A 15,306-nucleotide genomic window follows, 5' to 3' on the forward strand; every position below is an offset into this window, starting at 1 on the left:
CTACGGGGCCGGGCAGGCGAGGCCCGGCGGTGGGCCACGGCGGGTGGCCGACCCGCGTCAGGTCAGGTCGAACTCGCCGTCACGCGCGCCAAGTACGAAAGCGCGCCACTCGGCAGGGGTGAAGATCAGCGCGGGGCCCTCCGGGTGACGGCCGTCCCGCATCGCGATGTACCCCTCGACGAAGGCGATCTGGACGTCACCCGATCCCTGGCTGCTCGACTGCCACTTCGCGTCGCTGAGGTCGAGTTGCGGCTTCTTGCCGCCCGCCAGTGCTTGTTCAGTGGTGCTGTCGGCCACGTCCGTGCTCCTCCCGGTTCGTCATCCGGAGTCAGCCTAACCACCGGTCGGGGCCATGGGACAGGTCGCTGCGGAAGATGCCCGACCGCATCGGGAGGAGCAGCCGCACACCCGTACGAGACACGCGGAAGTTGCGCGGAAAGCGGGGAGGACCAGCAACTGAACGGCGACGAAGGCGTGATGGTCAGGCGACGACCGACGATCCGACGCGACGCACCCCGGCTTCCGAGCTACGGGGCTACGGGGCTAGCGTCCGGCCGAGGCGGTGGGTGGTGGTTGGCACACCGAGCGCAGGCCGCGTGCGAGGGCCACGCCGTGCAAGCCGTCCAGCGCGTGGTTCCGGTGCGCGCGGGCGGCCTCGGACAGCAGCACGAGGGGGCACGGCCAGGCTGTGCGGGCGGGCTCGGCGGCGGCGATGGCGCGGACGAGGCCGCCGTTGATCCGGCTGATCTCCGCCCGGACCTCGGCCAGGTCGGGTCGTTCCGTCGGCGCCGAGGCCGGCGCGGCACGCCACTGGCGGTGCAGCGCGCGTTGGACGACCTTGTTCGCCTCGATCTGGTCGCGGAAGACGGCGACCGTCGCCACCGGGTCGCCGCCCACCTCGCCCGCCTGCCGGGCGACGTCCGCCAGAACCTGTCGTTCGCGCTCCGGGTCGTCGATGGACTGCCCGGTCCCCCACTTCGCCGCGGCCACCAGGTCGGCGGTCCGCAGCCGCCGCGCCGACAGCTCGGCCAGCGGTCGCAGCGCGCGGCGCGTCCCGGCCCCGGCCGACGCGGCCCGTCCCGTGGCCTCGGCGACAACTGCCGCACTCGACGCGTCCGTTGGGCCACGGTCGTACGCCGGTGCGGTCGTCGCCGCCCGGGGCGCGGCGGCGAGCGCGAGCGCGGTGAGGACGCCGATCGCCACGGCACGGAAGCGGGGCACGGCACGCACCGCGCGCATCAGGTTCCCGCCCCCGCTGGCGGTGTGCCGGCCGGCCCGGTCGCGGGCGTGGGCGTGGGCTCCAGCACGAGGACGGGGATCACGCGATCGGTCTTCTCCTGGTACTCGGCGTACGGCGGGTACGCGGCGACCGCCCGCTCCCACCAGGCGGCCCTCTCGTCCCCGGTGACCTCACGGGCCGTCATGTCCCGGCGTACGGCACCGTCCTGCAGCTCCACGTGCGGGCCCGAGGTGACGTTGGCGTACCAGAGCGGGTGACGCGGGGAGCCGCCGTTCGATGCGACGGCCGCGTACCGCCCCTCGTGCTCCACGCGCATCAGCGGGATCTTGCGGATCCTGCCGCTCCGGACGCCGCGCGTCGTGAGGATGACGACGGGCAGGCCCGTGTCCCACAGCGTCACGCCCCGCGTGCCGCCCGAACTCTCGTACAGCTCGACCTGTTCGCGCACCCACCGCACCGGATGCGGTGCGTACTCGCCCTCAAGCGGCATCGCCTTCACCCCTCGTCGCCGACGGTCGTGTGGGGTAGCTCACCACAGGCGCCGCGCGATCGCACCCCCGCTAGCCGTCGCGCGGGGGCTCGCCGCCGTGCAGGGCGGCCGCCTGGCGGTAGACGGCGACCGCCTCCTCGTGGCGGCCGAGCCGCTCCAGGCACTGGGCCTCGTCGTTGCGGCTGGCCAGGGTGTCCGGGTGGTCGGGGCCGAGGACGCGGGCGCGGGCCGCGGCGACCTCGTGGTAGGCCGTCAGCGCGTCCGGCCAACGGTCGAGCCAGCCCAGGCAGACGGCCACCTCGCGGCGGCTGACCAGGGTGTCCGGATGGTCGCGGCCGAGGACGCGCTCGCGGACGGCGCACACGTCCCGGGCCTCGGCCAGCGCCTCCTCCCAGCGCCCGAGGCGGCCGAGGTTGACGCCGAGGCCGTGTCGGGCGCGCAGGGTCTCCGGGTCGTCGGCGCCGTGCACGCGCGCCCGGTCCGCGGCCAGGGCCTGGTAGAGCGCGAGGGCCTCCTCGCTGCGGCCCAGCCGGCCGAGGCTGATGCCCACCTCGTAGCGGGCGGCCAGGGTGTCCGGGTGGTCGGCGCCGAGCGCCTCCTCGCGGGCTGCGGCCACCTCGCGGTAGGCGCGCAGGGCCTCGTCGGAGCGGCCGAGCTGGCCGAGCGCGTAGGCCACCTCGTACCGGGTGACGAGGGTGTCCGGGTGCAGGGCGCCCAGCACCCTGGACCGGGCGTCGGCCACCTCCCGCGCCATGCGGTACGACTCCTCCAGGCGGCCGAGGCGGCTGAGGTTGAAGGCCAGGTTGTGCCGACAGCGCAGGGTGTCGGGGTGGTCGGGGCCCATGACGCGCTCGCGGGCGGCGAGTACGACGCCGTAGACCTCGTGCGCCTCCTGGTGGCGGCCGAGTTGGCTGAGCACGTACGCGCTCTCCTGGCGGGCCGCGAGGGTCTCGGGGTGTTCCGGGCCGAGGACGCGGTCGCGGCCCTCGGCCACCCGCCCGTACTCGCGCAGCGCCTCGGCCGGCTGCCCGAGCCGGCTGAGCGTGAACGCGACCTCGTACCGGCTGGCCAGCGTGTCGGGGTGGTCGGGGCCGAGCGCCCGCTCCCGCTCGGCGGCCACCGCGCGGTGCACCTCGGCCGCGTCCTCCCAGCGGCCGAGACGGGCGAAGCTGAGCCCGGCGTGGTGGCGGATGGCGAGTCGGTCGAGCACGCCCGGGGGCGGGGTGGGGCGCTTCTGCTCGGGGCCGGGCGGGGCCTCGGACAGGTTGGCGTGGGGGCCGGTCCACGCGCCAGTGAGTCCCGCGGTGCGGTCCAGCGGCTGCTCGACGACCGTGCCGCTGCCCATGGCCTTGGTGCCGGTGGTGATGTGGCGCGCCCACCGCGGCAGGTCGGGGTCGACGTCCGGGGCGCCGCCGACCGGGGCGGTGGCCGGGCCGACGGCGACGCGGGCGGCGGGGGCGGCGGGGGGCAGTTGGCCGGCCGCCGTCATCCTGGCGCGGCTGGCGGCGATGCGGGTGGCGAGCGTGGCCGCGTCGCCCGGGCGCCGCTCCGGGTCCTTGGCCAGCAGGTCAAGGACGACGTCCGCGAACGGCGTGGGCAGCTCTGGGCGGTGGACGCGCGGGGGCTGCGGCGGGGTGTCGCGGTGGCCGACGAGCACCGCCCAGGCGTCGTCGTGGTCGAACGGCGGGACGCCGGTGGCCAGTTCGTAGAGCACGCAGCCGAGCGAGTACAGGTCGCTGCGGTGGTCCACCAGGCCGCCGGCGATCTGCTCGGGCGACATGTAGTGCGGGGTGCCCATGGCGATGCCGGTGCCGGTCAGCCGGGAGGTGTAGCCGATGTCGTGGCCGAGGCGCGCGATGCCGAAGTCGCAGATCTTCACCGTGCCGTCGGTCAGCCGCATGATGTTGGCGGGCTTCAGGTCGCGGTGCACGATGCCCTGCCGGTGGGTGTAGGCCAGGGCGTCGCTGACCTGCTCGGCGATGTCCACCGTGTCGGCCACGGGCAGCGGGTGCGGCTGGCTGTCGTCGAGGAGCTGGCTGAGGTTGCGCCCTTCGAGCAGCTCCATCACGAGGTAGAGGATGCCCTCGTACTCGCCGAAGTCGTGCACCACGGTCACCCCGCGGTGCTGGAGCGCCGCGGCCACCCGCGCCTCGCGGCGGAAGCGTTCGCGCAGCACTGGCAGGTAGGAGGCGTCGTGCTGGGGGCCTATCGGCTTGAGGCACTTGACGGCGACGAGGCGGCCGAGCGAGGTGTCGCGGGCCCGCCACACTTCGCCCATGCCGCCCCGCCCGATGATGTCGAGAAGCTGGTACCGGCCCTGGATCAGCCTGGTGTCCGCCATCGAATCCGCCATCGGCTGCCGTCGCCCCCGTCGTGTGTCGCCGTGCCTCCCCTGTCCGTCCAGTATGGCCGCCGGGCCGAGCGGCACGCAGGCGAGTAAGGGGCGGCTGCGCTGGTGTCGGCCGTGTGACCGCCCCGGCGGGGCCAGCGGCTTGCGATTGCCGGCCTGTGTAGCCGGGTACACGGTCCGCGCGTCGCCGGGTGCCGTGCGGGTCAGGGCCGTGGCCGGCGGCGCGTATGGTCGGCCAGGGAGCCGTGTCGTACGGCTAACGAACAGATGGAGGAGCCATGTCGGGCTTGCTGAGTCGCATCAAGGCGTTCGCGAGCAGCCCCCAGGGGCGCAAGCTGGTCACGGAGGGCAAGCGCGCGGCGTCCGATCCCCGCAAGCGGGCCCAGGCCCAGCAGCTTCTGCGCCGGCTGCGGGGCCGACGCTAGGGCGCCATGCGCCGCCTCGCGCCGGCGTGAGGCGGCGCGTGGCGGCCGGATGGGCGCGTACGCGTACGCCGGTGGGTGCTCCGGGTGCGAGGGCGGCGGCAGGTCGCGCCGGAGTCTGTGCGGCGCGCGCCTCGGCGCGCCCGCCGTGCGCGCGGGACAACCGGGCGACGGCCGCCGGGCCGGGCCCGGACCGGCGCCGTCACGCGCCGGGCCCGCCTTGCCCCCGAGAGCGTACGCCGGGCGCGGTCGCGCGCCTGCCCGTCGCGGTCCGCGCCAGCGCCGGTCCGCCCCGTACCGTGCCCGGCAGAGCGAGGCCCGCGCGGAGGAACCCGGACATTCGGCCGCTGGCCGGGGCAGAGCAGCGCGTACCGGATACCACGCACATCTCCCCCGGCACACACACCGGCCCCCACGGCCACCGTCAGTTGTGACACGCGTTACCGCCGTGGCCCGGGGGCCGCGCGGCTCGGGCACGGACGTGGGGTGTTTCGTCCGTGGCGGGCACGGCAGCGCTACGTCCGTGTCACACGCCCGCATCAGTGTGGTCCGACGCGCCCGAAGGGGCTGCAGGACAAAGGTTCGATGCCCAAGACTCGGTGAGCCAGTCAAGCGCGGACCGCCGCCCCTCGCGGGAGGGGCCGCGCCCGTCGGGCCGAGGCGAAGCACCGGGGCGTCGGCGCGGAACGGGCACGTCGGCGCGGGCCGATCACGGGCTCAGGCGGCGGACGCGCGCACGTCATCAACGGAGGACGCGTGACGTACAGCTTCCAGCACGGGGACGATCTGCCGCGGGAAGAGCGGTTCGATTGGTGGTGCGAGGTGAGCAATCGCACCGTGTCACCGGCTCGTGTCAGCAGTGAGCACGTGAACGACTTCTCTGCCCACCTAGAAACGCTCGCCCTGGGCGGTGCGCGCCTCACCTCCCTGGTCTTCTCACCGGTCAGGGCGCAGCGCACCGCCGCGCTCATCAACGGCAGCGACCCCGAGGAGTACGAACTCGTACTCGCGGTCCAGCACGAGCAGCGCGTCTCGCAGCGGCGCCGCGACATCCTGCTGGCCGCCGGCGAGTTCGCGCTGCGCAGCACGTCGCACCCCTACGACTGCCACACGCCCGACGGCGGCGGGGCGGGGCGGGCGGACTCCCGGGTGCTGGCCCTGCAACTGCCGCGCGGAGTGCTGCCGTTAGCCAGCGACCGGGTGGACCGCTTACTGGTGCGCAACATGTCGGCCACGCACGGCACGGGTGCGGTGCTCGCCGACTTCCTGCGCAGCGTGTTGCGGCAGGGGCCGGCGCTGACGCCTGTGGCAGCGCAGCGGATCGGCGCGACGGCGGTGGAACTGGCCGCGTCCGTCTTCGCGCACTACCTCGACGCCGAGGCCCACTTCCCGCCGGAGGCGCGCCATCGGATGCTGTTGGCGCGCATCGAGCGCTTCATCGAAGAGAACCTTCCGCATCCGCACCTGACCCCGGCGACCATCGCCGCGCACCACCACATCTCGCTGCGGTTCCTGCACGCCCTCTTCCGCGCGCGACAGCGCACCGTGGCCGCGACCATCCGGCACCGCCGGCTGGAGCGCTGCCGTGCCGACCTGGCCGACGCGCGGTGGCGCGCGGTGCCCATCCAGGCCATCGCCGCGCGCTGGGGGTACACCGACGCGGCGGGCTTCAGCCGCGCCTTCCGCGCCGCGTACGGGATGGCGCCCAGCGACTTCCGCCACCGCGCCGACCGGGAGGGGCAACGCGTGCCGCGCGGGCCGAGTTGGGGCCCGGGCGGGTCGGGCGCGGCCTACCGGCGGCACGAGTCGGGGCAGGCCCCGCGCTCCCGGCGCGCGGACGACGGCCCGGCGGGTGGCACCGGCCCGCGGCGCTTCCCCCGCTGGTCGTGACCGCGACCGACGCCGCGCGGGCCACGTCCAGGGCGCGGCACGGGCGCGGTCGTGCACTCCTGTGGGCGCGCGGTGCGCCGGGCCCGGCGGGTGGCGGCCCGGGGCTTCTCACCCGATCGGCCGGTTCCGCGGGGGCATCGGCGGCGGGTTCGTCACGCGGGGGAATAGCCACCCCCCGCGCGTGGCTTGATCTCCGACATGACCGCTACCTCGTACGATCCGCGCACGCTGCTCGCCGAAAGCCGGCTCGGTGTCCTCGCGACCATCAAGTCGGACGGCCGCCCGCAGCTCTCGCCCGTGATGCCCTTCTACGACCGGGAGGCCGAGGTCCTCTACGTCTCGATGACCGAGGGCCGGGCCAAGACGGCCAACCTGCGACGTGACCCGCGCGCGGCCCTGGAGGTCACCGGCCCCGACGGGTTCGCGTGGGCCACCGCCGAGGGCACCGTGACGCTGGTCGGGCCGGGCAGCGACCCGCACGGCGTCGAGGTCGAGGCGCTGGTGGACTACTACCGCCGCGCGGCCGGGGAGCATCCGAACTGGGAGGAGTACCGATCGGTGATGGTCTCCGACCGCAGGGTGCTGATGAGGATGGCGGTCGAGCGCGTCTACGGCGAGAAGATCCGCTGACGGCCCGTCGCGGCCGGCCCGGGCCAGCGGGCCCGGGCCGTTCGCGGCACCGGGAGGTCACTCCTGTCCGGCGCCGCCGTCGCCGATGTCGTCCCAGTGCGGGATCGGCCGTGGCGGTTCGAGCACGGCGTCGGCGTAGTCGCCGTCAGCGACCTCGATCTTCATGGTGCGGCTCGCGGAGAAGGCCCAGAACTGGTTCGGCTCGTTCGGTACGGGCAGCACGGCGCGCAGTTCCCGTTTGAAGTCCGGGAAGTCGTCGAAGGTGTCGGACCAGGCGCTGAGCTTCGACGGCCCACGGGCCACCACGCCCCCGGGCCGCGCGCCGTCGTGCAGGCGGACGCGTACGTACTCGCTCCCCGCGAACACCCAGACCTCGTTCGGCACGTCCGGGGTCGGCATGATGGCGTCGATGCCGTCCAGGAAGTCCGGCCGGCCGGCGAAGGCCTCGGCCCAGTCGCTGAGCGGGCGCGGCCCGGTGAGCAGCGTGTCCGCGTGGGGGTGGCTCGCGCCGACCCTCATCCGCAGGTACTGGTCGCCGGAGAAGACCCAGTACTGGTCCCGCTGGCCGGGGACGCGCAGCGTCGCGTCGATCTTCTCGGTGAAGCCGGGCGCGCGCTGGAACGTGTTGCTCCACCCGCTCAGTGAGGTCGCTGAGGTGGTGTGCCTCTTACGGAACGGGGTTCCGGAGGCCGCGACATCGACCCGGGTGTACTGGTCGGCGGAGAACAGCCAGTAGGTGCTCGGTGCGGCGTGGCCCAACTCGCCGGGGACGGGCATGACGGCGTCGATCGGCGTCAGTCGCCCGTCGGCGGCCGGGGGTGCGGCGGGCCGGGTCGCCCCGCCGGTGGGTGTCGTCGCGCCGGCCGCGGCCGACGAACCGTCCGGCGAGCGGCTCACCAGCACCACGGCGACGACCACGCCCGCCACGAGCGCGCCGATCACGGGGAAGGCCCAGCGCGGCGGCCGGCGGCGCGTGGGCGTGAGTACGGGGAGGGGCGCGGGTGCGGGGTGCGGGCTCGGGAACACGGCGTCGCGTACGGTGGCGGGCCGCTGCGGGACCTCACCCGCGACGGCGCGCAGGTGCGCCAGGACCGTGGGCGTGAGGGGGCGTTCGGCGGGCTCCTTGCGTAGCAGGGCCTCGATGAGGGGGCGCAGCGGGCCGACGCTCTGCGGGATCGCGGGCTGGCCGTGGGCCACCGCGTGCAGTATGGCGGCGGCCTCCGAGCGCTCGAAGGGCGAGCGGCCGGAGACCAGCGCGCACAGGGTGCAGCCCAGCGAGAACAGGTCGCTGGGCGGCCCCACCGGCCGGTCGACCAGGCGCTCCGGGGCGAGGAACGGGAGGGAGCCGACCACCTCGCCGGGCCCGGTGAGCGAGTCGGTGTCGCTGTCGGTGAGCACCGCGATGCCGAAGTCGCAGAGGACGACGTTGCCGTCGGGGCGCAGCAGCACGTTGGCCGGCTTGACGTCCCGGTGCAGCGCGCCGACAGCGTGCACCGCGTCCAGCGCCGCGACGAGTTGGAGGCCGACCGCGGCGGCCTGAGCCGGTGACAGCGGCCCGTTGGCGGCGAGGTACTCCGCCAGGGACGGGCCCTTGACCAGTTCCATCACGATCCACAGCCGCCCGTCGTGCTGCACCAGGTCGTAGACGTCCACCACGTGGGGGTGCGAGATCCGGGCCACGGCGCGGGCCTCGCGCATCGCGCGCCGCATCCGGTGGGCGAGTTCGACCCCCGTGGTGTGCAGGGGGATCTCCTTGATCGCCACGGTACGGCCCAGGAGTTGGTCCGTGGCACGCCACACCGTTCCCATGCCTCCGCTGCCGATGCGGGCGACGATTACGTATCGGTCAGCGATGGCGCGCTGTTCCCCATTACCAGTCACTCCGGCACCGTACTCAGGCCGGCCGACGTGGTGTGCGCGATGGCCACTCTTCGTATGGGCCCACGAGCCCCTTCGGTCCCAACTCGCGCGCCGCACTGACCGGCCGGCCGGCGTGGGGGGCCGGGAGGCTCTTACGGGGTCCGGCGGGCCGCGGGCGTGGCGGCCCGCCGAGGGAGGGTGGCTGACGGTTCAGTGGCGGGCCGGGGTGGAGATGCCGGTCCCGCTGGGCAGGTCGGCGCCGAACTGTGCGATCGCCGCGTCCAGGTCGAGCGGCGCCAACGCCTCGCGGGTCACCTCGTCGACCTTGTCCGCGGGCACCAGCCAGCACACCTCGAACTGCAGACCGTCCGGATCGCTGGCGTACAGCGACTTGGTGGTGCCGTGGTCTATCTCGTGGACCACCTCACCGGCCCGCAGCAACCTGCCACGGACCTGCTGGAGTTCGGCCAGGGTGTCCACCTCCCACGCCAGGTGCCCGAGCCCCGGACGTCGCCCCGGCCCCGGCCTCGGCGGGGAACTCGGGCCATCGATCCGCATAAGGGCCAGGTCGTGATCGTTGGTCGACCCCTCGGCCTGTAGGAACGCGGCCTCGGGCACCTTGTCGCCGTCGGCGTGCAGGCGGTGGTTGACGCGGAAGTTCAGCAGGTCGGCGTAGAAGGCGACGCTGCGTTCGAGGTCACGGACGTAGAGCACGGCGTGGTTGAGACGCTGGACAGGCATGTCACTCCTCGCGTGGTGACGAATAGTGCGTTGCCTCACCATAGGGATGTAACGGGGGCCTCACAAAAGGCACATTGGTGTGCGTAGAGCACACCGCTGCCCCTGTCCCCTACCCCTCAGAGTCACCCACTCTCCGCGAGCGCGAAGCGCGCCGCCCTCAGGGCCGGGACGCGGAGGAGGCGGTGGCGCCGGCGTGGGAACGGTTGGCGCGGATCTCGTCGTGGTGGTCGGCCACCCAGCCGATCAACTGCCTGACGATGCCGTACAGTCCGCCGCCGAGCGGGGCGAGCGCGTACTCGACGCGCGGTGGCACTTCCGCATAGGCGGTACGGCTGACCAGTCCGTCCTCCGCGAGTTGGCGAAGGGTTCGGGTCAGCATGCGCTGGGAGATGCCCGGGATCTGGCGCTGCAGGTCCGTGTAGCGCATCGGGCCGCTCTCCAGGACGGCGATGACCAGCATGCTCCACTTGTCACCCACCCGGTCGAGCACCTGGCGGACGAACTCCATGTGCTCGACGGGGATGCTCGCGCACGGCCCGACCGAAGCCGCCATCCCCACATCCGCGCTGTCCCGCATAGCGCCCCTTCCTCTCTGTCGCACCCACCGATATGCCTCGTGCACGGCCTCCACACTGACCCACGATGGCGTTACGAACAATCAGTAGGAATCGAAGGTCAGGTTCAACGAGTTGTGATCTGGCCTGAGTTCGCCCCTCCCCTGGCGCGACCGGGCGCCGACACGACGTCAACCCGGGGCGGGCGCCCGGCGCACCTGACGCCGAAGTCACGGCCGCCGCCACGGGTAGGCCGGCCCGACGCGAACCCCTACCGCGTGATGCCGGACCCCCACGAACGCCGCGAATGCCGCGAGGCCGCCCGCGACGCCTCGCGCCCCCTGAACGGCGCGCGGTGGACAAGTAGTTGACGTGTCATATAGAAAGATGACGCGTCAACCAAACTGGTTCGTGCGCGCCCGCACTCCTGAAGGAGATCTCGATGAGCACGCCCCCGAAGGCCGGCCTCGAAGCCCTGCTGACCCCCGAGGAGAGCGTCCTGGTGCTGATCGACCACCAGCCGTACCAGTTCGCGAACCTGCACAGCCACGAGCCGATGATGGTCACCAACAACGTCGTGGGCCTGGCCAAGGCCGCCAAGGGCTACGGCGTCCCCACGATCCTGACCACGGTCGTGGAGGAGCGCGGGGGCCTGCTGATCCAGGCGCTCCAGGACGTCTTTCCGGACCAGAAGCCGATCAACAGGACGCTCATCAACACCTGGGAGGACCAGGTCGTGGTGGACGCCGTGAAGGCCACCGGACGCAGGAAGCTGATCATCGCCGGCCTGTGGACGGAGGTCTGCGTGGCCATGCCCGCCATCCAGGCGGCGGGGGAAGGGTTCCATGTCCACGTCGTCACCGACGCGTCCGGTGGCGTGTCGGCCGAGGCTCACGACATGGCGGTACGGCGCATGACCCAGGCCGGGGTCGTGCCGATCACCTGGCTGGCCGTGATGTCCGAGTGGCAGCGCGACTGGGCCCGGACGGACCGCGTCACGCCGGAGGACCAGATGGCCGTCCTGGAGCACGCGGGCGCCACCGGGGTCGCGACGGTCTGGGAGCAGCAGCTCCTGAACACCCCGGTCGCCGAGACGGCCGCGGCGTAACGGCACGGGAGCCGGGGGCGGTCTCGGTACGGAGCGCCGCCCCCGGCCCCGCCCGGCACGCGACCGTCCCAGCCGTCCCCGCCGCCAGCCGTCGCGCCCCGGGGCGCTCCCGGGGCGCGACGTAACGGTGGCTCGCACCCCCGGCCGGCCCGATGACGCGTCAACCACTTCACTACACTCGCCCTCGTGGCTGACGGGGTGAACTGGCTGACGGCGGAGGAGCAGCACGCGTGGCGCAGCTTCGTCCGCCTGCACGAGCGGCTCATCGGCCGCCTGGCACATCTGCTCCAGACGGAATCCCGTCTGTCGGCGACGGACTACGCGGTCCTGGTCAACCTGACGGACGTGCCAGACGGCCGTCGGCAGTACCAGGACCTCGCGCGGGCGCTGGAGTGGGAGAAGAGCCGGATGTCCCACCACATCACGCGCATGATCGGGCGCGGGCTGGTAGCACGCGAGGAGTCCCCGGACGACGGCCGGGCCGCCTACGCGGTGATCACGGAGGCGGGACGCGAGGCCATCGCGGCGGCGGCCCCCCTGCACGTACAGGCCGTCCGGTCCCTCTTCCTGGACCACCTCACCCCGGCGGAACTCCGCACCCTGGCTGAGATCTCCGTCCGCGTCGTGGAGAAGCTGGACGAGGACGCCTGAACGGGGCGCGCCAGCGCGCCCGGGTCCGGCCGCGGCTGGGCGCTGTGGCCGCGTTGCGAACCACGAGGGCGTTCGGGGGTGGGTCACCGCTTCGAGGCCAGGAGCCGTAGCAGGGAGCACTCGGCGAGGGTCATGGCCGCCAGTTCGTCGATGTCGACGCTCTCGGGTGAGGAGTGGATGTTGCACAGCGGCTCCTCGCAGCCGATCAGGAGCACCGTCGCCTTGGGGTTGATCTGCTGGAGCTCGGTGACCAGCGGGATCGTACCCCCGTCCCCGACGTACACGGTCTCCTTGCCGGGGTACGCCTTCTCCATGGCTTTCCTGGCCACCGTGTAGCCGGGCTGGGTGGTGTCCGCCTGGAATCCCGCACCGGAGTCCGCCCTCTCGACCGTGACCTCGGCGTTCCAGGGGTTCAGCTCGGGCCGCTCGATGAACCGCTCCAGTTTCGCGATGGCGTCCTCCGGATCCTGCGACGGAGCGATGCGCAAGCTGACCCGTGCGCTCGCCGTATCGGTGAGCTGGTTGACGGGCTTGGCGTACGGTCGCGGGCCGCTGAGGCCGGTGACGTTGACGGATGGTCGGACGTAGAGCCGGCTGCCGAGGGTGTCGCTGCCGATGAGCTTCACCTGCGGCAGGATGCCCGCCTCGGCGCGGAAGGCGGCTTCGTCGGATTCCTCGCCGCTCCAGTGGTCGCGCACCAGGCCCGGTATCGCGACATCGCCCTTGTCGTCGAGGAGGGCCCAGAGGATGCGCGTCAGCGCCATGAAGGCGTCCGGTGGCGGACCGCCGTACACGCCGCTGTGCTTGGGCTTTCTCAGCGTGCTCACAGTGACGTCCACGGCCACCACGCCGCGCAGGCTGGTGGTGAGGGTCGGTTCGCCGAGTTTGTAGTTGCCGGTGTCGGCGATGACGATGACGTCTGCCGTGAACAGATCCTTGTTCTTACGCACGTACCCTTCGAGGGTGTCGCCGGACTCCTCTTCGCCCTCCAGAACGATCTTCAGCGGGACCGGTGGCTTGCCCTTGAAGGCGCGGAGCGCACCGAGGTGCATCATGACCCCCGACTTGTCGTCAGCCGCTCCCCGGCCCCGCACCCGCTTCTTGTCGTCGACGAGCTTCGGGTCCCATGCCTCTTCCCACCCGCCGTCGTCCACCACGTCGTAGTGGGCGTACAGCAGCACCGTGGGCGTCCCTGCGGGGACCTCGTCGGGTCCGCACGTGGCGTAGACCAACGGCGCGTTCTTGGTGGGGTCGCCGATGCACTTCTGCTCGACGTGTTCGGGTTTGACGCCCGCGCCCGTCAGCTTCTTCTGGCACCAGTTCGCGGCGTCCTTCACCGGTCTCAGGTCCTTCTCGTCGTAGACCGACCGGATCCTGATGAAGTCCATCAGGTCCGCGACCGCGCTGTCGCTCAACTTGCCTATAGCGTCGACCAGTTCATCGCTGTCGACCAGTTCATCGCTGGTAGTCATGTCTCCTGCTCCTTGGGACCAGGGGGGGTGGGCCACGGCAGCCGTGGTTGCGAGGCGAGCCGTCAGGCGCGGGTCACGTCCTCAGTTTCGCGAGTGGGGCGTTGACGAGGACGTTGGACTTCCCGGGGAACTCCGTGGGAACGAAGTCCAGGTTCACGCCTGGTTTGAAGACCAGGCAGTGAGTGGAGCCGCCGTAGTGGAACGAGCCGAGCCCGTCACCGCGCTTGACCTGCTGGCCGGCCTTCACGGTGACCTCGCAGGAGGAGACCTCGGCCATACCGATGGCGATGAAGGCCATCAGGCCGACAGCCGGTCGCGTGGCCTCGATGTAGACCACCGCGCGGGCGGCGAGGTGAGCGATGTACCCCTGTGACAGGTCGGGGGCGGCGACGTCACACAGGGCGGCCGGGGTCTGGGAGTAGTACGTGCCGGGGATGTTGCGGACGGCCTTGACCGTACCGTCGACCGGGCTGTGCCAGCGGTGGTAGTTGAGGGCGCTGAGAAACGCCTGGTAAACGGTGCCTCCGACGAAGTCCTCGGGCGTCGGTTCGGCCGCGCCCTTGTTCGCGGAGTCGAGCAGGTACGCGAGGGCGTACGGCTGCCCCTTGAGCCAGAACGTGTCCCGCAACTGAACCTTGCGGGCCAGTCGGTAGGGGACGGACTCGGCTGCGCTCGTGACGGTGTTCTGGTCCGTGGCGACGGGGCGCACGCCGGGCTTGAGTCCGCGCGTGAAGAAGTCGTCCCACGACGTGAAACCGTAATGTGGGGTGTCGGGGTCGCACACGAAGGTCTTGGCGAAGCCGGGCATCGCGTCGAGCGCTTCCTTGCTGAACCAGTGGTTCTTCTCCGCGTCGAGCACATAGGTCGACGCGGAGCTCTTCAGGTACACGCACCACTCATCGAGCATGTCCTTGAGTGCCTTGTTGACGTCGCTGTCGAGGAACGCGGCGAAACCAGCCTGGGTACCCATCGCCCAGTTGAGGATCGCGTTGATCGGGAAGCCGACGAGTTGGGTCCCGTTGAACTCGGGGGCGCTCTCGATGGCGTCGTCGAACAGCAGGAGCAGTTGGTCCACCGTTGTGACCTGTGGCGAGCCGGTCGGTGTCTCGCGGTGGGACAACTGCCACAGCATGTCGTGGAAGAGCATGTGGATCTTCGGGTCTCTGTCGATCAGGTCACGGAGGGCGGCGACGGAGGGCTTGAGGTCCTCCAGCCTGCTCAGTCGGGCGTCCTCCGCGATCCTCGCGATTCGTTCGTCCAGCCAGTCCCGCAGGAGACCTTGATCCGACGGAAGCCAACCGCCCTCGCGCACGGTGGAGTAGAGCTCCATGATGTCCCTCACCTGTGGGTGTCTCGTCTCGCCCGGACGGACCTCGCGCCATCAGGGCGACCGTGGGCCACGGTCCCGGCCCGCGTCCGGGGGGCGCGGCGTGCGGGCAAGCCCTGTCGCTCTCACCGTAGGCACCGGTGTCGGCGGGCACGAACGCTCGTCCGCTGGGGTGACAGGACGGCGGAGCACGCTCGCCAGCGGGGCCCGGGCAGCCATCACCCTGCGTTACGGGAACACCCTGCGGCCCGGTCTGAGCCGTTGGCGCACCCGCTCGGCGGTCGCCGTCGTCCGTCACTACCAGTAGCGCCAGTCACCCTACGAATTCGCCACGGCGCTCACTCGGGTGGAGTAGCGCCCGAAGCTCCGGCGGTCGGTCGGCTCTCGCCGCTCGTTTGCCTCGCTCGGCGACACCAGGCGGGCGCTGCCAGAGACGCCTGTCGATCCGGGGCGTGGCTTCCTCCGCCAGCGTCCAGCCGTTCTTTCGCTTAAGTCCCTTATCGCCACGGGCGCATCGCGTGATGCTCGCTTGCGCGTACTGCGCATGTCGCTAATATTTAGCCGCCGACAA

At 72.3% G+C, this 15,306-nt stretch carries 14 protein-coding genes; 5 read left to right on the forward strand and 9 right to left on the reverse strand.

Annotation, left to right across the window (positions count from 1 at the left end; translation table 11 throughout):
* Positions 1 to 57 precede the first annotated feature (57 nt).
* The 4 genes from OYE22_RS02270 to OYE22_RS02285 form a co-directional block, all read right to left on the reverse strand.
* Positions 58 to 297 (reverse strand): DUF397 domain-containing protein, encoded by a 240-nt coding sequence (locus tag OYE22_RS02270; RefSeq protein WP_277318815.1) that lies wholly within the window; start codon positions 295 to 297, stop codon positions 58 to 60.
* Positions 298 to 543: 246 nt separating this feature from the next.
* Entirely contained in the window at positions 544 to 1,239 is a 696-nt protein-coding gene (gene aroQ, locus OYE22_RS02275; protein ID WP_277318816.1) for a gamma subclass chorismate mutase AroQ, read from the reverse strand.
* Positions 1,239 to 1,730, reverse strand: a complete 492-nt coding sequence (locus tag OYE22_RS02280) for a nitroreductase family deazaflavin-dependent oxidoreductase (RefSeq protein WP_277318818.1) — start codon at positions 1,728 to 1,730, stop codon at positions 1,239 to 1,241. Before OYE22_RS02280 ends, aroQ begins: the two co-directional genes overlap by 1 nt.
* Positions 1,731 to 1,800: 70 nt before the next feature.
* Positions 1,801 to 4,071, reverse strand: coding sequence for a serine/threonine-protein kinase (locus tag OYE22_RS02285; protein WP_277318819.1), 2,271 nt, complete (start codon positions 4,069 to 4,071; stop codon positions 1,801 to 1,803).
* Positions 4,072 to 4,358: 287 nt separating this feature from the next.
* Here OYE22_RS02285 and OYE22_RS02290 point away from each other — a divergent pair, with 287 nt between their 5' ends.
* From OYE22_RS02290 to OYE22_RS02300, 3 genes are all read left to right on the forward strand, one after another.
* The gene (locus OYE22_RS02290; protein ID WP_187063183.1) at positions 4,359 to 4,505 is read left to right on the forward strand and encodes a hypothetical protein; all 147 of its coding nucleotides are present in this window, start codon (positions 4,359 to 4,361) and stop codon (positions 4,503 to 4,505) included.
* An 819-nt stretch (positions 4,506 to 5,324) separates the two neighbouring features.
* A complete protein-coding gene (locus tag OYE22_RS02295) occupies positions 5,325 to 6,392 on the forward strand; it encodes a helix-turn-helix domain-containing protein (RefSeq protein WP_277323947.1) in 1,068 nt (355 codons plus the stop codon).
* 198 nt (positions 6,393 to 6,590) lie between these two features.
* Positions 6,591 to 7,022 (forward strand): PPOX class F420-dependent oxidoreductase, encoded by a 432-nt coding sequence (locus OYE22_RS02300; protein ID WP_277318820.1) that lies wholly within the window; start codon positions 6,591 to 6,593, stop codon positions 7,020 to 7,022.
* Positions 7,023 to 7,079: 57 nt separating this feature from the next.
* Here the strand turns inward: OYE22_RS02300 and OYE22_RS02305 are convergent, their stop codons facing one another.
* The 3 genes from OYE22_RS02305 to OYE22_RS02315 form a co-directional block, all read right to left on the reverse strand.
* A complete protein-coding gene (locus OYE22_RS02305) occupies positions 7,080 to 8,903 on the reverse strand; it encodes a protein kinase (protein WP_277318821.1) in 1,824 nt (607 codons plus the stop codon).
* 189 nt (positions 8,904 to 9,092) lie between these two features.
* Positions 9,093 to 9,623, reverse strand: a complete 531-nt coding sequence (locus tag OYE22_RS02310) for a VOC family protein (RefSeq protein WP_277318822.1) — start codon at positions 9,621 to 9,623, stop codon at positions 9,093 to 9,095.
* Positions 9,624 to 9,780: 157 nt separating this feature from the next.
* On the reverse strand, positions 9,781 to 10,200 hold the full coding sequence (locus OYE22_RS02315) for a helix-turn-helix domain-containing protein (RefSeq protein WP_277318823.1): 420 nt from the start codon (positions 10,198 to 10,200) through the stop codon (positions 9,781 to 9,783).
* 419 nt (positions 10,201 to 10,619) lie between these two features.
* On the opposite strand from OYE22_RS02315, the gene OYE22_RS02320 reads away from it, so the two are divergent.
* Positions 10,620 to 11,285 carry a hydrolase gene (locus tag OYE22_RS02320; RefSeq protein ID WP_277318824.1) on the forward strand — a complete coding sequence of 222 codons (666 nt, stop codon included), beginning with the start codon at positions 10,620 to 10,622 and terminating at the stop codon, positions 11,283 to 11,285.
* A gap of 186 nt (positions 11,286 to 11,471) precedes the next feature.
* A complete protein-coding gene (locus OYE22_RS02325; RefSeq protein ID WP_277318825.1) occupies positions 11,472 to 11,936 on the forward strand; it encodes a MarR family winged helix-turn-helix transcriptional regulator in 465 nt (154 codons plus the stop codon).
* Positions 11,937 to 12,019: 83 nt separating this feature from the next.
* Here OYE22_RS02325 and OYE22_RS02330 read toward each other — a convergent pair whose 3' ends face one another.
* Both OYE22_RS02330 and OYE22_RS02335 read right to left on the reverse strand, forming a co-directional pair.
* Positions 12,020 to 13,408 carry a M20/M25/M40 family metallo-hydrolase gene (locus tag OYE22_RS02330; RefSeq protein WP_277318826.1) on the reverse strand — a complete coding sequence of 463 codons (1,389 nt, stop codon included), beginning with the start codon at positions 13,406 to 13,408 and terminating at the stop codon, positions 12,020 to 12,022.
* A gap of 73 nt (positions 13,409 to 13,481) precedes the next feature.
* Positions 13,482 to 14,738 (reverse strand): phosphatidylserine decarboxylase family protein, encoded by a 1,257-nt coding sequence (locus OYE22_RS02335; RefSeq protein ID WP_277318827.1) that lies wholly within the window; start codon positions 14,736 to 14,738, stop codon positions 13,482 to 13,484.
* Positions 14,739 to 15,306: the final 568 nt, after the last annotated feature.

The sequence above is a fragment of the Streptomyces sp. 71268 genome (assembly GCF_029392895.1).
In the GTDB taxonomy this organism is placed as follows: domain Bacteria; phylum Actinomycetota; class Actinomycetes; order Streptomycetales; family Streptomycetaceae; genus Streptomyces.